General features: G+C 54.9%; 18 protein-coding genes and 1 tRNA gene. 11 read left to right on the plus strand and 8 right to left on the minus strand.

What is annotated here, in order from left to right; genetic code table 11:
- Positions 1 to 235: 235 nt before the first annotated feature.
- Both KM934_RS04280 and queF read left to right on the plus strand, forming a co-directional pair.
- On the plus strand, positions 236 to 925 hold the full coding sequence (locus KM934_RS04280; protein ID WP_215759389.1) for a queuosine precursor transporter: 690 nt from the start codon (positions 236 to 238) through the stop codon (positions 923 to 925).
- 1 nt (position 926) lies between these two features.
- Positions 927 to 1,394: a preQ(1) synthase gene (queF, locus tag KM934_RS04285; RefSeq protein ID WP_215759390.1), complete on the plus strand. Its 468-nt coding sequence runs from the start codon at positions 927 to 929 to the stop codon at positions 1,392 to 1,394.
- Between the two features lie 138 nt (positions 1,395 to 1,532).
- Here the strand turns inward: queF and KM934_RS04290 are convergent, their stop codons facing one another.
- Complete coding sequence (locus tag KM934_RS04290; RefSeq protein WP_215759391.1) at positions 1,533 to 2,378, minus strand: hypothetical protein; 846 nt, start codon at positions 2,376 to 2,378, stop codon at positions 1,533 to 1,535.
- A gap of 245 nt (positions 2,379 to 2,623) precedes the next feature.
- Between KM934_RS04290 and KM934_RS04295 the strand changes: the two genes are divergently transcribed.
- From KM934_RS04295 to KM934_RS04305, 3 genes are all read left to right on the plus strand, one after another.
- A complete protein-coding gene (locus KM934_RS04295; RefSeq protein WP_215759392.1) occupies positions 2,624 to 4,393 on the plus strand; it encodes a biotin/lipoyl-binding protein in 1,770 nt (589 codons plus the stop codon).
- A gap of 24 nt (positions 4,394 to 4,417) precedes the next feature.
- Positions 4,418 to 4,957, plus strand: a complete 540-nt coding sequence (locus KM934_RS04300; RefSeq protein ID WP_215759393.1) for an HD domain-containing protein — start codon at positions 4,418 to 4,420, stop codon at positions 4,955 to 4,957.
- Between the two features lie 410 nt (positions 4,958 to 5,367).
- The gene (locus KM934_RS04305) at positions 5,368 to 8,181 is read left to right on the plus strand and encodes a putative LPS assembly protein LptD (protein WP_215759394.1); all 2,814 of its coding nucleotides are present in this window, start codon (positions 5,368 to 5,370) and stop codon (positions 8,179 to 8,181) included.
- Positions 8,182 to 8,329: 148 nt separating this feature from the next.
- Here the strand turns inward: KM934_RS04305 and KM934_RS04310 are convergent, their stop codons facing one another.
- From KM934_RS04310 to KM934_RS04320, 3 genes are all read right to left on the minus strand, one after another.
- Complete coding sequence (locus KM934_RS04310; protein WP_215759395.1) at positions 8,330 to 10,582, minus strand: cation:proton antiporter; 2,253 nt, start codon at positions 10,580 to 10,582, stop codon at positions 8,330 to 8,332.
- A 122-nt stretch (positions 10,583 to 10,704) separates the two neighbouring features.
- Positions 10,705 to 11,928, minus strand: coding sequence for a peptidase T (pepT, locus tag KM934_RS04315; protein ID WP_215759396.1), 1,224 nt, complete (start codon positions 11,926 to 11,928; stop codon positions 10,705 to 10,707).
- Positions 11,929 to 11,951: 23 nt separating this feature from the next.
- A tRNA-Arg gene (locus KM934_RS04320) sits at positions 11,952 to 12,025 on the minus strand.
- 499 nt (positions 12,026 to 12,524) lie between these two features.
- Between KM934_RS04320 and KM934_RS04325 the strand changes: the two genes are divergently transcribed.
- The 6 genes from KM934_RS04325 to mnmA all read left to right on the plus strand — a co-directional run bounded on the left by KM934_RS04325 (position 12,525) and on the right by mnmA (position 20,831).
- A complete protein-coding gene (locus KM934_RS04325; RefSeq protein WP_215759397.1) occupies positions 12,525 to 12,755 on the plus strand; it encodes a hypothetical protein in 231 nt (76 codons plus the stop codon).
- A 144-nt stretch (positions 12,756 to 12,899) separates the two neighbouring features.
- Positions 12,900 to 15,128, plus strand: coding sequence for an alpha-N-acetylglucosaminidase (locus tag KM934_RS04330; RefSeq protein WP_215759398.1), 2,229 nt, complete (start codon positions 12,900 to 12,902; stop codon positions 15,126 to 15,128).
- A gap of 5 nt (positions 15,129 to 15,133) precedes the next feature.
- Entirely contained in the window at positions 15,134 to 16,339 is a 1,206-nt protein-coding gene (locus tag KM934_RS04335; RefSeq protein WP_252344888.1) for an acyltransferase family protein, read from the plus strand.
- A 160-nt stretch (positions 16,340 to 16,499) separates the two neighbouring features.
- On the plus strand, positions 16,500 to 18,191 hold the full coding sequence (locus KM934_RS04340; RefSeq protein WP_215759399.1) for a putative transporter: 1,692 nt from the start codon (positions 16,500 to 16,502) through the stop codon (positions 18,189 to 18,191).
- Positions 18,192 to 18,275: 84 nt separating this feature from the next.
- Positions 18,276 to 19,712, plus strand: coding sequence for a threonine/serine exporter family protein (locus KM934_RS04345; RefSeq protein ID WP_215759400.1), 1,437 nt, complete (start codon positions 18,276 to 18,278; stop codon positions 19,710 to 19,712).
- Between the two features lie 36 nt (positions 19,713 to 19,748).
- Positions 19,749 to 20,831, plus strand: a complete 1,083-nt coding sequence (gene mnmA, locus KM934_RS04350) for a tRNA 2-thiouridine(34) synthase MnmA (protein WP_215759401.1) — start codon at positions 19,749 to 19,751, stop codon at positions 20,829 to 20,831.
- A 142-nt stretch (positions 20,832 to 20,973) separates the two neighbouring features.
- Here mnmA and KM934_RS04355 read toward each other — a convergent pair whose 3' ends face one another.
- The 4 genes from KM934_RS04355 to KM934_RS04370 form a co-directional block, all read right to left on the minus strand.
- Positions 20,974 to 21,930, minus strand: coding sequence for a hypothetical protein (locus KM934_RS04355; RefSeq protein WP_215759402.1), 957 nt, complete (start codon positions 21,928 to 21,930; stop codon positions 20,974 to 20,976).
- A gap of 482 nt (positions 21,931 to 22,412) precedes the next feature.
- A complete protein-coding gene (locus KM934_RS04360; protein ID WP_215759403.1) occupies positions 22,413 to 23,147 on the minus strand; it encodes an HAD family hydrolase in 735 nt (244 codons plus the stop codon).
- A gap of 377 nt (positions 23,148 to 23,524) precedes the next feature.
- Positions 23,525 to 24,883 carry a glucose-6-phosphate isomerase gene (locus KM934_RS04365; RefSeq protein WP_215759404.1) on the minus strand — a complete coding sequence of 453 codons (1,359 nt, stop codon included), beginning with the start codon at positions 24,881 to 24,883 and terminating at the stop codon, positions 23,525 to 23,527.
- A gap of 2 nt (positions 24,884 to 24,885) precedes the next feature.
- Positions 24,886 to 25,881: an NAD(P)H-dependent glycerol-3-phosphate dehydrogenase gene (locus tag KM934_RS04370; protein WP_215759437.1), complete on the minus strand. Its 996-nt coding sequence runs from the start codon at positions 25,879 to 25,881 to the stop codon at positions 24,886 to 24,888.
- Positions 25,882 to 25,897 lie beyond the last annotated feature (16 nt).

Below are 25,897 nucleotides of genomic sequence, written 5' to 3' on the forward strand. Positions count from 1 at the left end.
CGCGCCTGTCGCAACCTGCTCGAAACAAACGCTAACAAGAATTAAAATCTAATGATCGATTTGGGTTAAAGCCCCATTGGCAAACCCGTTTCCTCTTTAACCCAATCATCGCAGCACAAAGCGTACGTTTCACTTTTCCTTCCAGAAAGAGGAATTCTTTGGAGTTTTATTCGTAACTTTGCACCCGCAAACTTACCGAGGGGTACTTGCTCAACCCCCTTTAACAAAACAAGACATGAAAAAACAGAACCAAACCGTGAGTGTGCTGTTTATGCTTTTCAGCATACTCTTCTGCGTTTGCCTCATTGCGGCAAACGTGCTCGAGACCAAACAAATTGCCGCTGGCCCCATCACGCTGACCGGAGGGCTTATCGTGTTCCCCATTTCCTACATCATCAACGACTGTGTGTGTGAGGTGTGGGGCTTCCGCAAAGCGCGCCTGCTCATCTGGACGGGCTTCGCCATGAACTTCCTCTTTGTGGCCCTCGGTGCCCTCTGCGACGCCATTCCCGGTGCCTCCTATTGGCACAACGACGAGGGATTCCACGCCATCTTCGGCTTGGCTCCGCGCATTGCGGCCGCCTCGTTTGTGGCGTTCCTCATCGGCAGTTTCATGAACGCCTACGTGATGAGCAAGATGAAGATACGCGACGGCGGACGCCATTTCTCGGCTCGCGCCATCCTGTCGACGGTGGCGGGCGAAACATGCGACAGCCTCATCTTCTTCCCTCTGGCCTTGGGAGGCGTAGTGCCGGCCGAAGAATTGCCAGCGCTCATGCTCTGGCAAGTGGTGCTCAAGACCGCCTACGAGGTGGTAGTGCTGCCTGTCACCATCCGTGTGGTGAAGGCCATGAAGCAACATGAGGGCGAAGACGTTTACGACAATGGCATTAGCTACAACGTTTTGAAAATCAAAGCTTTATAATATGCAAACAAGAGAAGAAGAGGGACTGAAGTCGCTCGGAAAGAAAACTGAATACCGGATGGATTATGCGCCCGAGGTGCTGGAGACCTTCGTCAACAAGCATCAGGACAACGACTATTGGGTGCAGTTCAACTGTCCCGAGTTCACCAGTCTCTGCCCCATCACCGGGCAGCCCGATTTTGCGGAAATCCGCATCAGTTACATCCCCGACGTGCGAATGGTGGAGAGCAAGAGCCTGAAGCTTTACCTGTTTAGCTTCCGCAACCACGGCGATTTCCATGAGGATTGTGTCAACATCATCATGAAGGACCTCATCAAACTGATGGATCCCAAGTATATCGAGGTAACCGGACTGTTCACCCCACGCGGTGGCATCAGCATCTATCCTTACGCCAACTACGGTCGCAAGGGCACAGCCTACGAGGAGTTGGCCCGCACGCGCTTTGCCCAGCACGGCCTACGCGGTTAATCGCCCACAAAACAAAATCGGTCATTAGACGCATGAACAACAATGCTTGTTCCGTCTAATGACCGATTGTTTTTATTCCCAACCGAACGTCCCTATTGAGCCAAACGTTTGACTATAAGGCGGCTGGCCGCCATTCCACTACTCGGTGGTCTGTTCCAACGCCTTCTGCGAGCGCATGGCGGCAATGGCCTTGGCGCGCCGGTTCACGTCGTTGATGTCGTTCTTGCGGTAATAGCTGCGCGAAGCCTCGCGGTCGGTAAGCACCAGCGAGTCGTCGTCGAGATAGTCGATGGAGCACGTGTCGTACGAAACGCTCTCGTAGCCCACCACCGTATTGTCCTTGCCCGAGTACTTGGGCTTACCGCTAATCATCACAAACTTGCCGTTCCAGATGTGCCATGCGATGAACCATCCCAACGGAGGATAAACCACCGGGCTCTCTTCAGCCAGCGTGCTCGACTCCTGCACATACCCCACACTGGTGGCCTCCCACTGGCGCTTCAGCCAAAAGCCATACTCGCGGGGAATGAAATACATGTTTTTCAGCGAGTCGGACATCTGCCGCATGGCCTGTGCCTGCTCCTGCTTCGTCATCGTCTCATGGCCGCGCAACTGCGGCATAACGATATAGCACCAAACGCCCTTGAGCTGGTCGAGGTCGATCACAATGTCGGCCTCATGCTTATTGGTCTTGTTCAGCACCACACCAATCCAGTCGCCCGTCTTTATTCGGCCCAACACCCGGTGCTGCCTACTGGCCTTGAGGATGTTATAGGTCACGGGGTCGCTACCATCATTGGGCAGCAACACCACCACCGTGTCGGAGCACCCCTCACACGCCAGTCCGTAGATGGTGCTATCGCCCTTCAAGGGCTGGTCGTAACTGGGAAGCTGTTGAACCTTCTCAACAGGCTTCTTCTCTTCGTGGCACGCCGTCAGAGCAAGGGCGGCCAACAGGGAAACAAACAGAATCTTGACGTTCATCTTAATGTTGTTTATGGTGCGGAGATAGCGCAAACGAGCGCCATGAAAGCTTGCTTTCAAATGGCCGAGTGCAGCCTATCTTATGCAAAGATAGTTATAAAACATAAAAAAACAATCGGATAGTCCGTAATTTGATTTTTTTTATCTAATTTTGCAGCCCAGTACCAACTCCTCATTTATTAGGTATGCAAATGGGTGTTGGCTGCTATCTTTATAAAAATAAGAAATCATCAAGATAAGAATAAATGAAGAAGAAAATTCAGTTCAGTCTCGTCTATCGCGACATGTGGCAGAGCTCAGGCAAGTTCCAGCCACGTAAGGACCAGCTGGAGCGCATCGCTCCCGTCATCATCGATATGGGCTGCTTTGCCCGTGTGGAAACCAACGGTGGCGCTTTCGAGCAAGTGCAGCTCCTCGCCGGCGAGAACCCCAACGACGCCGTGCGTGCCTTCTGTAAGCCTTTCAACGATGTGGGCATCAAAACACACATGCTCGACCGCGGCCTTAACGCCCTCCGCATGTACCCCGTGCCCGACGATGTTCGCGCCATGATGTACCGCGTGAAGCACGCACAGGGTGTTGACATTCCCCGCATCTTCGACGGTCTGAACGACATCCGTAACATAGCTCCGTCCATCAAGTGGGCCAAGGAGGCTGGCATGACACCGCAGGGAACACTCTGCATCACCACATCGCCCGTCCACACCTTGGAGTACTACGCTGAGTTGGCCGACAAGGAGATCGAGGCAGGTGCCGAGGAGATCTGCTTGAAGGACATGGCCGGCATCGGACAGCCCGCTTTCCTGGGCAAGCTCACCAAGATGATCAAGGACAAGCACCCCGAGATCATCATCGAATACCACGGACACTCAGGACCCGGACTCTCTATGGCCTCTATCCTCGAGGTCTGCGAGAACGGCGCCGACATCATCGACACAGCCATCGAGCCTCTGTCATGGGGTAAGGTTCACCCAGATATCATCTCTGTGCAGTCGATGTTGAAGCACGCCGGTTTCGACGTTCCCGAGGTCAACATGAGCGCATACATGAAGGCTCGCGCGCTCACTCAGGAGTTTATCGACGAGTGGTTGGGCTACTTCATCAACCCCGGCAACAAGGTCATGTCGTCGCTCCTGCTCACCTGCGGACTGCCTGGCGGCATGATGGGCTCTATGATGGCCGACCTGGGTGGCATGCGCACCACCATCAACAACCTCAGAAAGAAGAAGGGCGAGGAAGAGTTGTCGATGGACGACCTGCTCATCAAGCTCTTCGATGAGGTGGCATACGTATGGCCTCGCGTGGGTTATCCTCCCTTGGTAACCCCGTTCTCACAATACACCAAGAACATCGCCCTGATGAACCTGCTCACCATGGAGCAAGGCAAGGGCCGTTTCGTCATGATGGACGACGCCATGTGGGGCATGATCCTTGGCAAGAGCGGCAAGGTGCCCGGAGAGATCACACCAGAATTGAAGGAGCTTGCAAAGAAGCAAGGCCGCCAGTTCACCGACGCCGATCCCCACACGCTGCTCCCCAACGCCCTCGACGACTTCAAGAAGGAGATGGACGAGAACGGCTGGGAGTATGGCAAGGACGACGAGGAGCTCTTCGAGCTGGCCATGCACCCCGAGCAGTATCGCAACTATAAGAGCGGCCAGGCCAAGAAGAACATGTTGGCCGATATGCAGAAAGCTAAGGACGCCGAGATTGGCGCAACCGTTTCGCCTGAGGAGGCTGCCGCATTCAAGCACGCCAAGGCCGACGCTATCGTGGCTCCTGTCAAGGGCCAGATCTTCTGGGAGTTCCAGGGCGACGGCGAGGCTGCACCCGCAGTGGAGCCTTACATCGGCAAGGCTTACAAAGAGGGCGACGCCTTCTGCTGGATCCAAGCTCCTTGGGGCGAGTTTGTCGAGGTCAAGGCCGACCTGGGTGGCAAGCTCGTAGAGATCAACGCCAAGCAGGGATCGAAGGTCCAGAAGGGCAATGTGCTGGCTTACATCCAGCGCGACTAATACGCTTTGAATCCCCTATCGAAGATGGATTATCAGAAAATCATCGACAAATATTATCCCGAGGCCAATCGGCTTCGGGATATTTTGATTCTGCATAGCCGGCAAGTGGCCGACCGTGCCTTGCGCATCTGCAACGCCCACCCAGAGATGGGGCTCGACCGCCAGTTTGTAGAGGAGGCTGCCATGCTACACGACATCGGCATCTTCCGTTGCGATGCGCCAGGCATTGCCTGCCATGGCACGGAACCCTACATCTGCCACGGCCGCATCGGAGCCGAGCTCTTGAGAAGCGAGGGCTACGAACGCCACGCCCGAGTGTGCGAGCGCCACACAGGCGCCGGACTGTCGCTCCACGACATCACCTCGCAAGACCTGCCCCTCCCCCACCAAGATTTCCTGCCCGAAACGCCTGAGGAGAAGGTCATTTGCTATGCCGACAAGTTCTATAGCAAGTCGAATCTGCAAAAGGTAAAGACCCAAGAACAAGCCGAGAAGAGCCTCGCCAAGTTCGGACAAGAGGGCCTGGCACGCTTCAAGACATGGGAAAAGCTGTTCGAAGGATAGTTAAAAATAAGAAAAACATCCATAAATCCCTTATTATTGCGTAATTTTGCAGTTCGTTGAGGACAAGCCCTCTCCAACAAGGAGGGCACACATCCTCCCAAAGGAAGGCGCTTCTTATCCAACCAAGAAACGCGTTTCCAATAAAAGGAACATAAATCTCCAACAACGAGAGCACAAACTCTCAGTAACGGGAACTCAAAGTTTCAACTACGAGGACTCAAAAACTCGACAACAAGAACTCTGAGGTTTGACAACAAGAACTCTGAGGTTTGACAACAAGAACTCTGAGGTTTGGCAACAAGAACTCTGAGGTTTGGCAACAAGAACTCTGGAGGGCGACAACGAAGACACACGTCTTCGGTGACGGGAACGCACTTCTCATATTTCAATAAGGGATATTCCGCAGTTTAATGAGGACGAAATCATTCATAGCACTTCTGCTTTTCGCCGTGGCATTTGCCATGGCCGATAGCTCCGTGCCCCAATTTTGGAAACGCAATAAGCCTGCCGCAGCCGATTCGGTAGGCACGGCCGATTCCATCCTTTCACCCACCGACACGACTCAGATGGACTCTCTTCAACTGGCCATCTACCGTCACAACAAGGCCATCGACGACTCCATCCGCCTCGACTCGCTCAACCGCCAGAAGAAGAACGGCATCGACGCCCCCGTGGTCTACGAGGCGCAAGACTCGCTGGTCTACGATGCCGCTTCCAACACCGCACACCTTTATGGCTCATCGACTGTCGACTACGAGAACATGAACCTCCAAAGCGACAAGATCTACATGAGCCTCGACAGCAGCCTGGTGCACGCCACAGGCTCGCCCGACTCAACGGCCGAGGATGGTCTGAAGGGCAAGCCCGTGTTCACCATGGGTCAAGACAAATACGACACTGACACAATGGCCTTCAATTTCAAGACGAAGAAGGGCCTTGTTCGCAACGCATACACTGAGCAGCAGGATGGTTTCCTCACCAGCCAGGTGTCGAAACGCAACGACAACGGTGACATTTACCTGGCTCACGGACGCTACACAACGTGCGATGCGGAGCATCCCGACTTCTACATCGCCCTTTCTCGCGCCAAGGTTCGCCCGGGCAAGGACGTGGTTTTCGGCCCCGCCTATCTCGTTGTGGCCGACGTTCCCCTGCCCTTGGCCATTCCCTATGGCTTCTTCCCCTTCACGAAGAGCTACTCCAGCGGCTTCATCATGCCTACGTATGGCGACGAGAACACACGCGGTTTCTATCTCCGCGACGGTGGATACTACTTTGCCATGAGCGACAAGTGGGACCTGAAGCTGTTGGGCGAGATCTACACGAAGGGCTCATGGGGCATCTCCGCCGCCAGCAACTACCGCAAACGCTACAAGTATAGCGGATCGTTCTACTTCAGTTACCAGGACACCAAGACCGGCGACAAGGGCATGCCCGACTTCCAAAAGCAAGAGAGCTTCAAGATTCAATGGAGCCATCGCCAAGACGCCAAGGCCAACCCGTTCAGTTCCTTGTCGGCCAGCGTAAACTTTGCGTCGACGAGCTATGAGCGCAACAACCTGAACAGCATGTACAATCCGCAATCGCTCACCCAATCGACGCGCACCTCTTCCGTCAGCTGGAGCACCACGTTCTCGAGCCTCGGACTGTCGCTGAGCAGCTCGGCCAACCTCTCGCAGAACATGCGCGACTCATCTATCGCGATGACATTGCCCGACCTGAATGTCAGCATTAGCCGCTTCTACCCCTTCCGCCGCAAGCACATGGTGGGCGATGAGCGCTGGTACGAGAAGATCTCGCTGAGCTACACGGGTCACCTGAGCAACTCCATCAGCACGAAAGAAGACAAGTTGATGCACTCGAACCTCATCAAAGACTGGCGCAATGGCATGCAACACAACATCCCGGTGAACGCCAACTTCACGTTGTTCAATTACCTCAACGTCACTCCTTCGTTCAACTTCACCGACCGAATGTACTCGAACAAGGTGACCCGCTCGTGGGACGAGGAGCGCCAAGTGGAAGTTTCCGACACCACTTACGGCTTCCATAACGTTTACAACTGGAACCTCAGCCTCTCGGCAAGCACCAAGCTCTACGGTATGTACACGGGTAGCCCGCGCTTGTTCAAGAAGCATCCATGGCAAATTCGCCACGTGTTCACGCCGCAGGTGAGCTTCAGCTACGCTCCCAACTTCGGTTCGGCTCGCTACGGCTACTACGACACTTACCAGAAGACCGACGCCAACGGCAACGTATCGCTGGTGGAATACTCGCCCTATAGCAACTCCCTCTATGGCGTTCCCGGCAAGGGTCGCACGGGAAGCATCTCTTGGGACGTGAGCAACAACGTGGAGATGAAGATAAAGACCGACAAGGACTCCACAGGCTTCAAGAAGATTAGCATCATCGACGAGTTGGGTGCCTCCATGTCTTACAACATGGCAGCCGCCACACATCGTTGGAGCGACCTGTCGATGCGCTTGCGCTTGAAGTGGTGGAAAAACTACACCTTCAACATGAACGCCGTGTTTGCCACCTACGCCTACGAGCTCGACGAGAACGGCCATCCCTACGTTGGCAACCACACCGAGTGGGGCAAGGGACGCTTCGGACGCTTCCAGGGCATGTCGCAAAACTTCTCCTTCACGCTCAACCCTCAGCAACTGAAGAAGTGGTTTGGCGGAGGCGACGACAAGAAGGACAACAAGAAAGACGACAACGATGATGAGGGCATGGACACCGACGTTGAGAGCAACGTCGACGACGACATGGTGAAAGGCCAGCGTGGCGCCAAGGGCGGCAACAACGGCGGCAAGGCCGAGACCGACGCCGACGGCTATATGCGCTTCTCCTTGCCTTGGTCGCTGACCATCGGCTATGGTGTCACCATGCGTGAGGACACCCGCGAGGCCAAGTTCAACAAGAAAACCATGCGTTATCCCTACCGTTTCACGCAGACCTTGAACTTCAGCGGCAATGTGCGCATCAGCGACGGCTGGAACATCAGCTTCTCGAGCGGTTACGATTTCGAGAATAAGGAGATCAGCATGACCACCGCTTCCTTGCAGCGCGACCTCCACTGCTTCAACATGAGCTGCTCTGTGGTGCTCGCTCCCTACACCAGCTACAACTTCTCCTTCCGTTGCAACGCCGCCACTCTGACCGATGCGCTCAAGTATGACAAGCGAAGCGGCTACAGCAACGCAGTGCAGTGGTACTAAGCCCTCAATCGGTCATTAGAACGAAAAGATTAGATTATTAGGCATTTTCAACAACCAATTTGGACTAAACGCAACACCCCGGTGCCAACAATGGTTAGCACCGGGGTGTTGCGTTTTTATATCCTAAGGGGCTGTAAGGCCCTAACAGCTAATTGGTCGCCACCAGATCGGCGATCGATTTGCGCTCCCCCACTATCCAGATGATGTCACCCTGCTTGAATTGTCGCGAGGGATTGATCATCGTCAGGTCGTGCTGGCCATCCTCCAATCCCACCAACATACAGTTGTAAACGTCTCTTATGCCACTCTCCGAGAGCGACTTGCCGATAAACGGGCAGTTGGCCGAAAGCTTCATCTTCTGCAGTTTCATCTCGCGCTCCTCGATATGGGGATCCTCAGGCACCAGCTCCCCCTTGAGCGACTGTCCGAAAGCCTGCAACTGTTCGTCGTTTCCGATGACCTGCAACCTATCGCCAGGGAAGATGATGGCGTCGCCACCGGGTATGTTGATACGCTGTCGGCCACGCAGCACACTGCTGACGTGCACGCCAAAGCGCGAACTAAAGCGCAGGTTGGCCAGCGTCTGTCCGGCCCACTGCGAGTCCTTGGGAATGTCGAACGACCCAATATGAATATCGCGGTCTATCAGTTTTCCTTCGAAGAGCGGGCGCCTCTTTCCACTCACCTGCTCAGCAATGTCGCGCGAGCGGAGGTTCTGCACAAAGCGCCTCTCCATGGTGATGCTCTGCCTTTTCAGGTTTCTCGACATCACCATGAGCACGATGGCCACCACGGCCAGCGTGATGACGATGGCGTTGGCAAAGCGAGCCAGATAGTTGCAGATGTAGAACAGGATGGCGGTGGCTATGGCGCTGCGCACCAAGATGGTGAAGAGGAGCGGCAGGCGATTGAGGCGGCTCTCCGTCCACAGGGTGCGAAACTCCTCGCTATGGTTGTTTTTCATGACCAACGCACGCATGAAGGGCGACAGGCAGAGCACCGTCAGCACTCCCGTCACACCGTTGGCCCACCAGTGGGGCAGCAGGTGACGCATGAACTGGAGCACAAAGGTAAGCATCACCGCCGTCACGGCGATACACAGGATGGTATAGATCAGCGTGTTGACCCCCATCTTCTTGAAGAGCCTGCGCCACAAGCTCTGCTCGGCGTTGGTCGACTGGTGGGCCACGCCCATGTGCTCAAGGCGTCGGCGCCACCTATGCGGCAAGTGGTGTTCCAACAACGAATAGGTGGGCTCAGCGGCCCTTATCATATAAGGTGTGAGAAACGTGGTGATGACGCTCACCGCCACAATGACCGGGTAGAGAAAGTCGCTGATGACATGGAGCGACCGTCCCAACGAAGCGATGATAAACGCAAACTCGCCCACCTGCGCCATGGAGAAGCCGCAGCGCATAGCCGTTCGGAGCGGTTGGCCACTGAGCATGTAGCTGAACGTGCCAAGCACCGCCTGCCCCAAGAGAATGGTCACCACCAGCACACCGATGGGTGCGGCATAGGCCACCAGCACATGGGGGTCGACCAGCATGCCCACCGACACGAAGAAGATGGCTCCGAAGAGGTTCTTCACCGGTGCCACCACCTCCTCGATACGCTCCACCTCAATGGTCTCGGCCAAGATGCTACCCATGACAAAGGCGCCAAAGGCCGAGCTGAAGCCCACCGCCGTGGAGATCCACGCCATGGCACAGCAAAGGCCGAGCGCCACGATGACCAGCGTCTCGTCGGTCATGAGTTTGCGGGTGGCCCTCAGGAACGTGGGCACCACATACAGTCCGACCACGAACCACAACACCAGGAAGAAGCCGATGCGCACCAGCGACCCAAGCATCTGCCCGCCATCGGGGTTGCTGCCACTGGCAATGGCCGACAGCATCACCATCATCACGATGGCCAGAATGTCCTCCAGGATGAGAACGCTCATCACCAGTCGGGCAAACGACTGCTGCAAGAGTCCCATGTCGTCGAACGCCTTGTAGATAATGGTTGTCGACGACATGGCCACCATACCGCCCAGGAAGATGCAGTCCATGCGGTCCCAGCCGAAGGCCCCCGCCACTCCCATGCCCATCATGAGCATGAAGAAGATGATGCTTACGGCCGCTATGACGGGCGCCATGCCCATCTTCAGGATTTTCTTAACCGAGAATTCGAGTCCCAATGCAAAGAGCAGGAACGTCACGCCTATGTCGGCCCATGTGTGTATGTCGCCCTTGTCGACCACCGACATGGTGTAAGGCATGTGTGGCGACACCACGAATCCGGCCACGATGTAGCCCAGCACGAGAGGTTGTTTCAGCCGTTTGAACACAAGGGTCACCACGCCGGCCACCACAAGGATGAGCGCCAGGTCTTTAATAAGGTTGGGAAGTTCTGCCATAAAGGAATGTGTTTGTATGTTATGATGGCCTGAGCCGCTCGCCGGCCCCGCCCAAAAAGCAAAAAGGGGCACATCTACATGCGCCCCTTATCTCATACTGATTGTGCTAACACGAGCACACGTTAGTCGTTGTAAGTACCAGTTATCTCGCAAATCTTAGTGATGACCTTCACGGCTTTCTCCATCACCTGGATGGAAACAAACTCGTAGGGGCCATGGAAATTGACACCTCCGGCGAAGATGTTGGGGCAAGGCAGGCCGCGGAAGGAGAGCTGCGCGCCGTCGGTTCCGCCACGGATGGGCTCCACCTTCGGTGTGACACCACTTTCCTGCATGGCTTTGAGCACGATATCGATGACATACATGTTGGGATCGATCTTCTCCTTCATGTTGTAATACTGGTCTTTCATCTCGATGGCCACAGTGCCTTCGCCATACTTCTTGTTCATCTGCTCCGCAATGCTCTCCAGGAAGTCCTTGCGCTGCTCAAAGCGCTTGCGGTCGTGGTCGCGTATGATATAGCTGAGCTTGGCCTCCTCACAGTGGCTGTTGATGCCTATCAGGTGGAAGAAGCCCTGATAGCCCTCGGTGGTCTCAGGGATGTCGGTGTCGGGGATGAAGGCGTTAAACTCGCATGCCAATCGCGAGGCGTTCACCATCTTATCCTTGGCATAGCCCGTGTGTACGCTGATGCCCTTGATGGTCACCTTGGCTGCCGCAGCGTTGAAGTTCTCATACTCCAAGTCGCCAATGTCGCCACCATCCATGGTGTAGGCCCACTGGCAACCAAACTTCTCCACGTCGAAATGGTGGGCGCCCATGCCAATCTCCTCATCGGGGTTGAAGGCCACACGGATGTCGCCGTGCTTTATCTCGTTGTGGTCGCGCAGGTAGCACATGGCCTGCACAATCTCGGCGATGCCGGCCTTGTCGTCGGCGCCGAGCAGCGTGGTGCCGTCGGTCACGATGATGTCCTCGCCCTTGTGGGCCAGCAGCTCGGGGAATTTCTTGGGCGATGACACGATGCCAGGCGAGAGCTCAATGTCGCCGCCATCGTAGTTGCTCACCACGCGCGCCTTGATGTTGGCGCCACTGGCGTCGAGCGCCGTGTCGTAGTGGGCGATGAATCCGATGGTGGGCACGTCCTTATCGGTGTTTCCAGGCAGGGTGGCGTAGATATAGCCCATCTCGTCCATCTCAACGTCCTTGAGCCCCTCGTCCTCAAGCTCTTTCTTGAGATACTGGGCGAAGATCAACTGTTTTGGGGTACTGGGTACGGTCTGAGAGTCCTCAGCCGACTGTGTGTCAAACTTGGTGTAGTTAATAAAGCGTTCGGCTATGTCCATAGTACTATGGTTATTGATTGTAGTGACTCCGGCGGGACTCAAACCCGCGACACTCAGAACCGGAATCTGATGCTCTATTCAACTGAGCTACGGAGCCTTAGTTTCCTTTCACTTGCAAAGTTAGCAATTCTTTTATATAAAACCAAGGCTTCGCAAAAAAAAATCGGTGGTCCCACAAACACAAGAACGAAATGGCCAACCACTGCCGCCCCACTTTCTCGCATTGCTTTCCCCGTTCTCATTGGTTTTCGGCAGTTCCGACCGACCATCGGTTCACCACCCCACCCTCATTCGTTTCATGCCATCGCCCACACCCGAACACCCGCCGCACAACAACCTAAAAATCGCAACAAACTACATTAAAAACTACACATTTGTTTTCCACGACACAATGATTTGTCGCAAATACGCAATTCTCAGCACTTTTACGCAAACACCTAACAATCAGCACATTACGTTTTTAGCCCTACATTTCACACTTCATTTTTCACCTCACGCCTTGCGATACATGCCTTTTCGCAATGCGATAGCTTACCTTTCGAGCCACGAAACATGCCTACAGGCAACTCCATTAGCCATCTTTCGCAACTCGATACATGCCTAACGGCAACCGCATGGCTATTTTTCACCGCGCCCATCCCACAAAAACGCCGTTTTCGCACTCTATTTCACGCAAAATCCTGACACAACTTTATGGCAATAAAATCGAACAAGCGGGCACAGGCAATCGACCATCCGACGGACAAGGGCAAGCGACCCTAAAGCACCAATGGAAAGAAACAAAAAAAGGCGACCCACTTGCCGCCCCGATACAAAGAGAGAAATAACAAAAGCAAAAACTATTGGCCCTTTTGTTTTGCATTACCCTTCGTTTGCATTATCTTTGCATATTGGAAAGGATGGAACTCCAATCCACAAGAAAGCCTTTTCCAATCAGACGAACTGTTATCGCTACATCTATCTATTAAATTATGAGAGCCCTACTTTTATCCCTCTTCTGCCTGTTGACCCTGGGAGCACAGGCCAATCCCGTAGACGGACTATTGGAACGCATCGACCATGGCGCATCGCGGAAGATCAAGACCGAACTGGTTAAGCAAGACCGCGACTTTTTCGAAATAACCACCAAGGGCGGAAAGCCTTGCATCAAGGGCAACACCTGGGTGAACATAGCCTCAGGACTCAACTGGTACCTGAAATACTACGCAGGCGTGCAACTGACGTGGAACCAGATGAAGGCCACGCTGCCCGCCACGCTGCCGCTGCCGAAGAAGCCTGAGCGGCGCGAGACCGACCTGAAGTTGCGCTACGATTTCAACTACTGCACCTTCTCCTACTCCATGGCCTTCTGGGACTGGGCACGCTGGCAGACCGAGATCGACTGGATGGCGCTCCACGGCGTCAACCTGCCGCTGGCCGTGGTCGGCGAGGAGTGTGTGTGGCGCAACTTGCTGCTGCGCTTGGGCTACACCAAGGACGAGGTGAACCAGTTTATCGCCGGACCAGCCTTCTTGGCGTGGTGGGAGATGAACAACCTGGAGGGTTGGGGCGGCCCACTGCCCGACACATGGTACACACAGCAGGAAAAACTGCAAAAGCAGATACTCAGGCGCATGAAGGAATGGGGCATGGAGCCTGTGCTGCCCGGCTACAGCGGCATGCTGCCCAGCAACGCCCACAAGAAGTTGGGCGTGAACGTGGCCGACGGTGGAAAATGGAACGGTTACACACGGCCCATCTTCCTGCAACCCACCGACAGCAGATTCCATGAGATAGCCTCGCTCTACTACGATGAGCTCACCAAGCTTTTCGGCAAGGCCAACTACTACTCCATGGACCCCTTCCACGAGGGGGGCAACGCGCAGGGCGTGGACCTCGACGCATCGGGCAAGAGCATCATGCGCGAGATGAAAGCCGTCAACCCCAAAGCCGTATGGGTGATACAGGGATGGAGCGAGAACCCACGCAAGGCGCTCATCCACAACCTGCCGCAGGGCGACCTGCTCATCCTCGACCTCTTCGCCGAGTGCCGCCCGAAGTGGGGCATCGCATCCATCTTCCAGAACGACGAGGGCTACGGACAGCACCAGTGGCTCTTCTGCATGCTCGAAAACTTTGGAGGAAACGTGGGACTGCACGGCCGCATGGACCAACTGCTCAACAATTTCTACCAAACCCAAACCAACCCCAAGGCCGCGCACCTCAAGGGCATCGGCTTCACCATGGAAGGCTCAGAAAACAACCCTGTGATGTTCGAACTGATGAGCGAGCTGCCCTGGCGCCCCACGAAGTTTGGCAAGGAGGAGTGGCTCAAGGGCTACGTGCGCGCCCGCTACGGCACCAACGACCCCACGCTCCAAGAGGCTTGGCAACTGCTGGGCGCCACCATCTACAACTGTCCTATGGGCAACAACCAGCAGGGGCCTCACGAGAGCATTTTCTGCGGACGGCCATCGGCCAACAATTTCCAAGCATCGAGCTGGTCGAAGATGTCGAACTATTACGACCCCGACGACATATTGCGCGCCGCCACGCTCTTTGCCAGTGTGGCCGACAAGTATCGTGGCAACAACAACTACGAATACGACCTCGTCGACATTGTAAGGCAGGCCATGGCCGACCAGGCCCGTGTGCAGTATGAGCAAACCATGGCCAGCTACAAGTCGTTCCGCCGCAAGGCGTTTGCCACCAACAGCGAGCGCTTCCTGAAGATGCTGCTGTTGCAAGACAAGTTGCTGGGCACACGCAGCGAGTTTCGCTTGGGACGCTGGACCACACAGGCCCGCAGCCTCGGCACCACGCCCCAGGAGAAAGACCTATACGAATGGAACGCCCGCGTACAGATTACCACATGGGGCAACCGCACCTGCGCCGACGAAGGCGGACTGCGCGACTATGCCCACAAGGAATGGCAAGGACTGCTCAAGGACTTCTATTACCTGCGGTGGAGCACCTATTTCCGTGAGCTCACGAAGCAGATGGAGGCCAAGTCGAAGCCCGACATCGAGAAACTGGGGTCGGGCAAATACAAGGGCATGACCACCGATGAGCTCTTCAGCCTGGCCTTGGAGCAGGACGTGCACATCGATTGGTACGCCATTGAGGAGCCGTGGACCCTGCAGCACAACCCCTACTCGCCCCAGCCCGAAGGCCAACCGGTCGACGTGGCGAAAGAAGTAATCAGTTTTCTTAACCGATAAAGCCCATGAACGAACCAAACGCAACACCCCACACGCAACCCACCCACGCCACACCTCCCACGGCCACAGGAAAGAACCAACGACTGATGAGCCTCGACGTGCTCAGAGGACTCACCGTGATGCTGATGATCTTCGTGAACAACGGAGCGGGCGACGACATCTTCCCCATGCTGAAACACGCCAAGTGGAACGGCATGACGCTGGCCGACTTGGTGTTTCCCTTCTTCCTCTTCATCATGGGCGTAGCCTCTTATCTCAGCCTGAAAAAGTATCAGTTTGAATGGTCGGCGCCTCTCGTCAGGAAGATTATGAAGCGCACCGTGCTGCTCTTCGCCATTGGCCTGGGCCTCAACTGGTTCCATATGCTCTGCGCCGGCAACCCATTCGACCTGGCCCACCTGCGCGTGATGGGTGTGATGCAGCGCATCGGCCTCTGCTATGGCTTCACCTCCTTCGCGGTGCTCATCTTCGCCACAGTGGCGCGCGCCAGCGGCACCAAGCGTGCCATGACGGGCGGCCTGTCGGCGCTTATCGCCATCATCATCATCTACCACGCCTTCATGTTGCTGGCCTATGGCGGCTTCAACTACGACGCGTCGACCAACTTCTTGGCCCAGTTCGACCAAACAATTCTCGGCAGCGACCACCTCTACCACAAGTCGCCCGTCGACCCCGAGGGCCTAAGTTCAACGCTGGCCGCGGCCTGCAACACGCTCATCGGGTTCCTGATGGCATCGCTGGCCTTCGGCAAACGGCGCCCCGACCCCGCCCGCGTGGCCCTGCGCGTGTTTGGCGACGGTGGCGGACTGCTCCTGGTGCTGGCCACCTTGCTGTGTGGCTTCATCAGCCTCAACAAGCGAGTGTGGAGCCCCACCTACATTCTCATGACCTGCGCGCTGGCCGCCCTGCTGCAAGCGGCGCTCATAGCGCTCATCGACGTGTACCCCATGGCACGCAAGTGGATGGTGGCGAAAGGCTTGGGCAAACTGACCCTCATCTTCGGCACCAATCCTCTCTTCCTCTACGTGGGATCTGAGATGGTGGCCATCGTTCTCTCGGCCATCGGTGTGAGCGACGCATACTACAACCTGCTGCATAGCGCCATACCCAGCGCTGCGTGGGCCAGCGTGGCCTATAGCCTCACTTTCGTGGCCCTCATGACCCTCATGGGCTACCCCCTGTGGAAGCGGCGCATCTTCATCAAACTGTAATCCATTTTGACGGCCATGGCCCCCGCCAACCCAAACGGCGAGAGCCATGGCCCACCTTTTACCACTTACTCGCTGAATGAAAGGTGTTTCCGTTGGTCGGTTCGGAAAAACTTCGTAACTTTGCACTCACAAAATTCATCTATTAAGTTTTTCGACATCCATGGAATTGCTTAACAAATTATTTTTTGGATCGGACCAATACTGGGCCGGCGGAGTTTCCCACTCCATCTTTATCTTGGCACTTGTCATCACGCTGGGCTTGACTCTCGGCAAACTGAAGGTGCGCAACGTATCAATCGGGCTCACTTGGGTGCTGCTCATCGGTGTGGTATTCGGCTATTTCAGCCTGAGCCTCAATGAGCAACTGCTCCACTTCCTCCGCGAGTTCGGCCTCGTACTCTTCGTTTATTCCATCGGTTTGTCGGTGGGTCCCAGTTTCTTCTCATCATTTAAGAAAGGAGGACTGGCGCTCAACATACTCGTGCTCATCACGATCTGCCTGAGCCTGCTGACCGTGGTGGCCATTCATTTCACCACCAACACGCCCTTCACCGCCCTCGCAGGCATCCTCTCGGGTGCCGTAACCAACACACCCGGACTGGGAGCCGCTCAGCAAACATACTTTAGCATGACCGGCGTAGACGCACCCGACATTGCCATGGGTTACGCCGTGGCCTACCCCATGGGTGTCATTGGCACCATCCTGGCTTTCATCCTGCTGCGCTACCTGCTGCGCATTAAGCCTACCGACGAGGAGCAACAGGCTGAGCGCGGACTCGGACAGCTGGAGCAGCTCACCGTGAGAAGCATCACGCTGGAGGTGACAAATCCCCGCATCGACGGACAGACGGTGAAGGAGCTGCGCCACATCGCTGAGCGCCGCTTCGTGGTGTCGCGCATTATCATGGATGGCGACGAGAAGCACAACAAGCTCGTCAACGGCGCCACAACACTCCACATGCACGACAAGCTGCTCATCGTGGCAGCACCTATGGACATCGACGCCATCACAGCGCTCGTGGGCACACCAGTTGAGGTTGACTGGGCGCCGTATGAGAAGGAGTACATCAGCCGCCGCGTGCTTGTCACCAAGCCCGAGGTGAACGGCAAGACCCTGAGTCAGCTCAACCTCGGCGACAACTTCGACGCTACCGTGACGCGCGTGAACCGTTCGGGCGTGGACCTCGTGGCACACCCCAGCCTGATCCTCCAACTTGGCGACCGCCTCACCGTGGTGGGCTCAGAACTGGCCATCGGCAAGGTGAGCAAGATGCTGGGCAACTCGCTCAAGCGCCTCAACCACCCGAACCTCATTCCCATCTTCCTGGGCATTGCACTGGGTTGTGTTGTGGCAAACATTCCCCTGCTCATTCCGGGCATTCCTGAGCCCGTCAGACTCGGACTGGCCGGCGGTCCGTTTATCGTGGCCATCCTCATGGGCTACTTCGGCCCGCGTTACCACCTCGTTACCTACAACACCATCTCTGCCAACATGATGCTCCGCGAGATCGGCATCACCATGTTCTTGGCTTGCGTGGGTCTGGGAGCCGGGCAAAGCGTTAACAGCAGCCTGTTCAACACACAAGGTCTCTCATGGTTTGCGTATGGCATCATCATCACCATGGTGCCCATCATCTTGGGTGGCATCATCGGCCGCAAGTTCTTCCACCTCAACTACTACACACTGATGGGTGTGCTCTCGGGTGGCAACACCAACCCGCCGGCCCTGGCTTTCTCGAACACGCTTACCGACAGCGACTCGCCTGCCGTGGGATACGCCACCGTTTACCCCTTCGCCATGTTCCTGCGTATCATATCGATACAAATCATGGTGCTGCTCTTCCTATCGTAAGCAGCGCCACAATACATAACCCTTTCATTCACCTAACATTCTTACATGAAGAAAGAGATTCAAGAATTATCGTTTGAAGAACAAATGAAACAAGAAGAAGCCATCGTCGAAGAACAAGAAATCAAGAGCGAACAAGGCACCGACGTGCAAACGCTACGCCGCAAGCTCGACCTACTGGTGCGCACAGCATGCCTGCTGATGGCCAGCAACGCCGACTGTGCACGCATCATGCGCAACCTACACCGTTGTGAGGCGTATCTGGGTTTGCCGCACGAGTACATTCACATTTACCTCAACTTCAACATCGTGATGGTGAACCTCAGCGATGAGACCCACTCCTTCTCCAAATACCAGCGCATCGACAGCCACTGCGTGGATTTCACCATCATCTCGAAGGTGAGCAAGGTGCTGTGGACAGCCATCAGGGAAGACTGGAGCCTCGACAGATACGAGGCGGAGCTCACGGCGCTCAAAAATGCCAAGAAGAACTACACGCCTTGGATGATTGCAATTGCAGCAGGCTTTGCGTGCGGCGGATTCTGTGTGCAGTTTGGTTGCGACTGGCCCGCCTTCTTCTATGCGTCGTTCGCTGCCATTCTGGGCTTCCGCCTGAAAATGTTCTTGAGCAAACTCCATTGGAACGGATATGTGGGCATCGCCATTAGCGCGTTCTTCGCCACCCTGCTGGGCTGGCTCACCACATTCCTGTCGACCAACCCAACGCTGGCCAGCCAGGTCCCCGACTTCATGCATTCCGACACGCCTTTCCATCCGCTCATGGCCTGCACACTGTTTATCGTGCCGGGCGTGCCGCTCATCAACTTTGTGACCGACATGGTGGGCAACTATGTGCAAGTGGGCATCACCCGAGCCCTCATCACGCTGATGATGATCATTGCCATGTCGTTCGGCATCGTGTTTGCCATACAGATCTGTGGCATCGACAACTTTGTGAAGGACCTCAGCATGACACCGCACAACACCTTTGTAAACTACGCTATCGCAGCAGCCGTCTCGGCCATGGGTTTCGCTACCATCTTCAACGCCCCGAAACGCATCATGCCGGTGCTGGCCATCATGGGCATCTGCGCTGTCTGCATACGCAACTTTGTGAACCTCGGTCCGTCGAATGGCAACGTCGGTCTCGACCAAGGCATCATCATCGGTTCGTTTGTGGGATCATGCGTGGCAAGTCTTATCGCCACACAGTCGCAGCATTGGCACCATGTGCCCCATCAGGTCATCGCCATACCAGCGGTCATCCCCATGATTCCGGGTGTGATGATGTATCGCGCACTCTTCGGATTCATACAGATGGACGGCGTGATCGGCGAACTCACCGTGGCCTTCAACTGGGCCATCAAGGCTTCGCTCGTCATCCTCTTCATCGCACTGGGTGTGGCCATCCCTAACATCTTCGTGCGCCGACTGATTCAGCCGAAGCGTAAGATGAAGCTGCTGAAGCTCGTGGAGGAGCGCCACAGACGCCATAACGACATGGTGGACCTCAAGAAACTGTAAACCACAGGGGCAACACCCCGCAACAACCAACGGCAAATGAACATAGACGAGATAAAGGACAAGCGCATAGCCCTGCTCCTCTCAGGAGGGGTGGACAGCAGCGTGGTGGTGTACGAGCTGACAAGGCTCGGCCTCCATCCCGACTGCTTCTACATCAAGATTGGACCTGAGGAGAAGGAGGAATGGGACTGCAGCTCGGAGGAAGACCTCGAAATGGCCACCGCCGTGGCAGCCAAGTATGGTTGTAAGTTGCAGGTAGTCGACTGCCACAAGGAATACTGGAACCAAGTGACGCGCTACACCATGGACAAGGTGAAGGCGGGCTTTACGCCCAACCCTGACGTGATGTGCAACCGCCTCATCAAGTTTGGCGCATTCGACGAGAAGGCCGGGCACAACTACGACCTCATCGCCACAGGCCATTACGCACAGACGGAATGGATCGACGGACGGAAATGGCTTACCACAAGCCCCGACCCCGTGAAAGACCAAACCGATTTCTTGGCGCAGATACAGCAGTGGCAACTCAAGAAGGCCATCTTCCCCATCGGCCATTACCTGAAACATGAGGTCCGTGAGATTGCCGAACGCGAGCATCTTGTCAGCGCAAGGCGCAAAGATTCGCAAGGCATCTGCTTCCTTGGCAACATCGATTACAACGAGTATGTGAGGCGATACCTCGGTGAGAACCCAGGCGAAGTGATCGAACTGGAGACGGGAAAGAAGATCGGCGAACACAAGGGACTGTGGTTCCACACCATCGGACAACGCAAGGGACTGGGCCTCGGAGGCGGTCCGTGGTTTGTTATCAAGAAGGATGTGGAGCGCAATGTGTTGTATGTTAGCCACGGATACGACCCCCAAGACGCATATAAGCAGGAGTTTGTGATCCACGGTTTCGACTTCCTGACAGAGGGAATCAGCGAACTGCCCAAACGTGTTACGTTTAAGATTCGGCACACTCCCGAGCATCATGGAGCCACCGTGGTGACAGAGGAGGGTGGCCGTTACCGCATCTTGTCGGACGATAAGATACACGGTGTGGCACCTGGCCAGTTCTGCGTGATATACGATGCGGAGCACCACCGTTGCTACGGTTCAGGCGAAATCACGGTTTAACCCAAACATATATAATAAGGTCGAGACGTTTTGGTTATCCTATTGGAAACCAAAACGTCTCGACCTTTTTTATCTCTAATCCAACTACGGAGCGCCCTTCGGCATCATTTCTCCCAAATCCGTCATTAGATTTCAATTCTTGTTAGTGTTTGTTTCGAGCAGGTTGCGACAGGCACGACTTGTTCTTTTTCGTTACCGCCTCTTGCTGTTGGCGCTCCGCATGCTCCTTTTCGGCAGTTGTCGATTGAAGGTTGGCAGCGCCTTGCATGTCGAGTTGCAGCTCACGACGGGTGTTTGTGGTCTGTTCGCGCAGGCCATTCGTTTTCTTGGCAACAAGGGTGTCGGACTTAACGTGAAGCGAATCGGTGGCGATGGGCAGGCTATCGCCACTTGTTGCCAAGCTATCTTGCTGCGTCAGGCGTTGCGTTTCGGCCGCCGCCTGCCTCAGTTTTTCCTCTCTTTTCTTCCGCAACAGCGCAATTCGCTCGTCCAGGGCTTGCTGTTGTTCCTGATGCAAGCGGTTGGCTTCTTGGCCTTTCAGATAAGCATTCACCACAGGGTCGTCGTCGAGCTGATCCATCTTCTTAAACGCTGCGCGCACCTTCTTCAAGTGCTTGCGGTCGCGTCGGCCCCTTTTATCGAGCATATTGGCAAAGTCGAAGCTGGCCACACCACTGGGAGCCTCGGCCGCGCCTTGCTGAATGGCTCGCGCAAAGCCGTCAGCCATTTTCTCGTTGATGCTTTGAGAACCATCCTTTCCCCACACCACGACCTCACGAAGCGAACTGCCGCTCGGAATGAGATAGGTGGTATCGGCCACCTCTTTCATCGTCAGCTTAGCGGTTAGGTAGCCCGCCTTATATACCATTAGCGTGTCGAAATCGGTGGGAATGTGCACAACGCCCCGATAATTGGTACTGTCGCGATAACCATCCTTGGTGGCGACAACGGCCTTGCGAATTGGAACACGGGTCTCCATGTCGGCCACAACAAACTTGCGCACGGGTCTATCGGGCACGGGATAAACCCGTGTCGACTCTTGCGAAAATGCCAACAGCGAAGGCAAGAATAGCAATATCAAACAAATTACTCGCTTCATTACTGCAAAAGTAATGCTTTCGCATGGTCTCTCTCCCGTCCATTATCATCTTTTATGTTATTTAATCTTAATCCCCAAACGGTCAACAGACGGGAACGTGGAAACGGAAAGCAATAACGGTTAGGCACTTATGCTGTGATCCATCGAAACAATTGGTGGGCCCAAATCGGGAAACAAGAGAAAGCGTTCGGCGAGGGAAAAACTATGTCAAGGGCGAAAGATAGTCAGAAGACGGCCGATATGGAATTGCGAAAAAGACGAATCGGAGATGGGAGCAAGGGAAGATAAAGATGGAAAAAAGATGAAACAAGGATGGGAACAGGAGAAAACAAAGACGGGAAAATGGAGAAACGAAACCGGGATTGGAAATGTGCAACGGGTAGAAACGAAAGGTGTCGGACAAACAGAACGCTCTATTCGCATAACGATTTGGGCATTTTGCTTGTCCGACACCTTGTGTTTCCTATCGACTTTTGGGAGCTCTACAATCCAAAGTCAGCCCACTGCTCGCTCAGTTGGGCAATGCATGGGAAGAGCAGATGTGCCCCTTCGTTTGTCAACGCCTCATCAGGCAGCGGACCACTGTTCACAGCTACCGTGAAGCATCCGGCAGCCACGCCAGCGCGAACGCCCAAAGGAGCGTTCTCTACCACGATGCCTTGGTACGGCTTAAGGTTTCCGGCCTTCTTCAATCCCATCAGATAAGGGTCGGGATTGGGCTTGCCACGCTCCACATCGTAAGCCGTCACGATGTGTTTCTCATCCACAAACTCACCGAAATCCGCGAGCAACCGCTGGATAAGGGGGCGCTGACCAGAGCCCGTCACCACACCAACCTGCAGGCCGCAACGCTTGATCTGCTGCATTAGCGAATACACGCCATCGAAGATTTTGGCCTCGCCCATCTCATGAAAGAGGGCTGTCTTCACATCGTAAATGCGTTGGGCTTCCTCCTCGGAGATGTCTTCACCCTTCTGTTGCTTGACAAACACGCGAATGGTATCGATGCCACGAGCACCTTCCGTGGCGTAAGCGTCGGCAGCGGTCATCACCAAGCCAAACTGCGCCATGGCCTTCTGCCACGCAATGGCATGATGAGGCATGGAGTCGTAAAGAACGCCATCCATATCGAAAAGCACCACCTTAAACGGCCGTTCACCACGCTGAACGCTAAGGTTTCCGTTGCTCAAATACTTGTTTATTGCTTCTTGTATCATTGTTGAATGCGTCATCGTTGGCCATCAACCTGCAAACCAACCGTCTAACCCAAAACGGTCGTCAGACCGAATCATGTGATATAACCTGTGAATTGTTCTCCTTTCCAACTCCAACCGGCCCTTCTTTCCGCCTCGTATTTGAAGTCAGCATATCGCCTTGTTGCGCTACACCTTCCACGAAGCCAGCAGAACCTACTTGAGACAAAGCCAATCAAATTGAAAAAACAATGACCGATTGGGGGTTAAAGAAGAGCCATTCCTACCCAAAGGATGAGGAATGGCTCTTCGCATTTTGTCCTGTCTTAAGGGGGAGGGGCGATTGTTAACGTTCAATGTCCCATCCCACACAAGACGTCAAAAGGTTCACGCTATGCCAATTACTTCTCCTTGGCAAGACGCTCTTGGATAGCCTTGCTGTCGGCCTCATAGCCAGGCTTGTTGAGCAGCGCGAACATATTCTTCTTATAGGCCTCAACACCCGGCTGGTTGAACGGATTGACCTCCTCCAACAGACCGCTGATGCCACAAGCCTTCTCGAAGAAATAGATGAGCTGACCAATGTAATACTCGTTGAGCTTGGGCATGCTGATGCGGATGTTGGGAACGCCACCATCCACGTGAGCCAGCTTCGTACCCAGTTCAGCCATCTTGTTCACCTCGTCAACACGCTTGCCCTCCAGGAAGTTCAGGCCGTCGAGGTTCTCGTCGTCGTGGGGGAAGAGCACCTTGTTGTTGGGCTCCTCAATCGAGATAACCGTCTCGAAGATGGTACGCTCGCCATCCTGAATCCACTGGCCCATAGAGTGCAGGTCTGTGGTGAAGTCGCAAGCTGCGGGGAAGATGCCCTTATGGTCCTTACCCTCGCTCTCTCCGTAAAGCTGCTTCCACCACTCAGCGATGAAGTGGAGCTTCGGCTGGTAATTGGCAATGATCTCGATCTTCTTGCCGGCCTGCGTGTAAAGAGCCTGGCGAACAGCGGCATACTGAGCGCTGATGTTGTCGGCGTAAGCCACGTCGGAAGCCGTAGCCTTCTCCATGTCCTGAGCACCGCTCACCAAAGCCTTGATGTCGAAGCCTGCCACAGCGATGGGAAGCAGACCCACCGGAGTAAGAACTGAGAAACGACCACCCACATTGTCGGGAATGACAAATGTCTTGTAGCCTTCCTTATCGGCAGCGGCGCGAGCGGCTCCCTTGTGTGCGTCGGTAATGGCAACGATGACATCCTTGGCGGCCTCTTTGCCCATCTGCTCCTCACACTGTTTCTTCAGCAGGCGGAACGTGAGGGCGGTCTCGGTGGTTGTGCCCGATTTAGAGATGTTGATCACGCCAAACTTCTTACCCTTCAGATAGGCGGTGAGTTCAGCCAGGTAATCTTCGCCAATATTGTTTCCAGCGAACAGGATAACCGGGTTCTTCTTATCGCCAACGAGCCAAGCGAAACTGTTGCCCAAAGCCTCGATGACGGCGCGTGCGCCAAGATAGGAACCGCCGATACCAGCGACCACTACCACTTCGCACTTCTCACGCAACGTGTTGGCCACAGCCTGCACACTGTTGAGGAACTCCTCTGTTATCTCTGAGGGCAGATGAAGCCATCCCAGGAAATCGTTGCCTGGGCAAGTAGCGTTTTCCAATGCCTCTTGGGCCTCTTTCACTTTGCTCTCATAGCCTTCCACTACGCCTGCATTTAGGAACTGGGTGGCTTTTCTAATGTCTAATTGGATGTTTTCCATTGTTATCTGAAACTATCTGTTAATAACTTTATTTCTATTTGGGGATTGATGCCTTCGTAAAGGATGTTGTACATGGCATCGAGGATGGGCATGTTGACGTGCATGTGTCGGTTGATCTCTTTCATACACTTCGTTCCGAAGTAGCCCTCGGCAATCATCTCCATCTCGATCTGCGCCGTCTTCACGGAGTATCCCTTACCGATCATCGTTCCAAAGGTCCTGTTGCGCGAGAAGTTTGAATATCCGGTCACCAAGAGGTCGCCCAGATAAACACTGTCGTAGATGGAACGTTGGATAGGATGTACGGCTGTCAAGAATCGGTTCATCTCCTGCACAGCGTTGCTGATGAGCACCGCCTGAAAGTTGTCGCCATACTTCAATCCGTTGCAGATGCCGGCTGCAATGGCATATACGTTCTTGAGCACCGACGAGTACTCAATGCCAATGACATCGCTCGACGTCTTGGTCTTGATAAACTCCGACGCGAGCACCTCGGTGAAAGCGGCAGCCTTGTCCACGTCCTTGCATCCCACGGTGAGGTAGCTCAGTCGTTCGAGCGCCACCTCCTCGGCATGCGACGGACCGCCAATGCACGCCAAGTTCTCCAACGGCACATCGTAGACCTGATGAAAATACTCGGAGCACACCAGGTTCTCGTCGGGCACAATACCCTTGATGGCCGTAACAACAAACTTGTCACGGATATTGGTCTTCAGCTTCCGAAGATGATTCTTGAGATAGGGAGAGGGAGTTACAAAGACGAGCGTGTCGTACTCCTTGACGATTCTGTTGATGTCTGACGAGAAGAATATCTCGTCGACATTGAACCGAGCCGACCTCAGGTAGGCAGGGTTGTGTCCCAGCCTCTTAAAGTCTTCGATACGGTCGTCGCGCCGCATGTACCACCCTATGTGGTGCGTGTGACCCACAACAATCTTTGCAATGGCCGTGGCCCACGACCCGCCTCCAATGATGGCAATCTTTCCTACGTTGTACATAAGCTCTAAGTCCCTA

This window comes from Hallella faecis (genome assembly GCF_018789675.1).
GTDB classification, from domain to species: domain Bacteria; phylum Bacteroidota; class Bacteroidia; order Bacteroidales; family Bacteroidaceae; genus Prevotella; species Prevotella faecis.

What these genes read in the sequence shown, in the direction of transcription:
- KM934_RS04280 (WP_215759389.1), top strand. Translation starts at nt 236, where the DNA reads ATGAAAAAACAGAACCAAACCGTGAGTGTGCTGTTTATGCTTTTCAGC.
- queF (WP_215759390.1), top strand. Translation starts at nt 927, where the DNA reads ATGCAAACAAGAGAAGAAGAGGGACTGAAGTCGCTCGGAAAGAAAACT.
- KM934_RS04290 (WP_215759391.1), bottom strand. Translation starts at nt 2,378, where the DNA reads ATGAACGTCAAGATTCTGTTTGTTTCCCTGTTGGCCGCCCTTGCTCTG.
- KM934_RS04295 (WP_215759392.1), top strand. Translation starts at nt 2,624, where the DNA reads ATGAAGAAGAAAATTCAGTTCAGTCTCGTCTATCGCGACATGTGGCAG.
- KM934_RS04300 (WP_215759393.1), top strand. Translation starts at nt 4,418, where the DNA reads ATGGATTATCAGAAAATCATCGACAAATATTATCCCGAGGCCAATCGG.
- KM934_RS04305 (WP_215759394.1), top strand. Translation starts at nt 5,368, where the DNA reads ATGAGGACGAAATCATTCATAGCACTTCTGCTTTTCGCCGTGGCATTT.
- KM934_RS04310 (WP_215759395.1), bottom strand. Translation starts at nt 10,582, where the DNA reads ATGGCAGAACTTCCCAACCTTATTAAAGACCTGGCGCTCATCCTTGTG.
- pepT (WP_215759396.1), bottom strand. Translation starts at nt 11,928, where the DNA reads ATGGACATAGCCGAACGCTTTATTAACTACACCAAGTTTGACACACAG.
- KM934_RS04325 (WP_215759397.1), top strand. Translation starts at nt 12,525, where the DNA reads ATGCCTAACGGCAACCGCATGGCTATTTTTCACCGCGCCCATCCCACA.
- KM934_RS04330 (WP_215759398.1), top strand. Translation starts at nt 12,900, where the DNA reads ATGAGAGCCCTACTTTTATCCCTCTTCTGCCTGTTGACCCTGGGAGCA.
- KM934_RS04335 (WP_252344888.1), top strand. Translation starts at nt 15,134, where the DNA reads ATGAACGAACCAAACGCAACACCCCACACGCAACCCACCCACGCCACA.
- KM934_RS04340 (WP_215759399.1), top strand. Translation starts at nt 16,500, where the DNA reads ATGGAATTGCTTAACAAATTATTTTTTGGATCGGACCAATACTGGGCC.
- KM934_RS04345 (WP_215759400.1), top strand. Translation starts at nt 18,276, where the DNA reads ATGAAACAAGAAGAAGCCATCGTCGAAGAACAAGAAATCAAGAGCGAA.
- mnmA (WP_215759401.1), top strand. Translation starts at nt 19,749, where the DNA reads ATGAACATAGACGAGATAAAGGACAAGCGCATAGCCCTGCTCCTCTCA.
- KM934_RS04355 (WP_215759402.1), bottom strand. Translation starts at nt 21,930, where the DNA reads ATGAAGCGAGTAATTTGTTTGATATTGCTATTCTTGCCTTCGCTGTTG.
- KM934_RS04360 (WP_215759403.1), bottom strand. Translation starts at nt 23,147, where the DNA reads ATGATACAAGAAGCAATAAACAAGTATTTGAGCAACGGAAACCTTAGC.
- KM934_RS04365 (WP_215759404.1), bottom strand. Translation starts at nt 24,883, where the DNA reads ATGGAAAACATCCAATTAGACATTAGAAAAGCCACCCAGTTCCTAAAT.
- KM934_RS04370 (WP_215759437.1), bottom strand. Translation starts at nt 25,881, where the DNA reads ATGTACAACGTAGGAAAGATTGCCATCATTGGAGGCGGGTCGTGGGCC.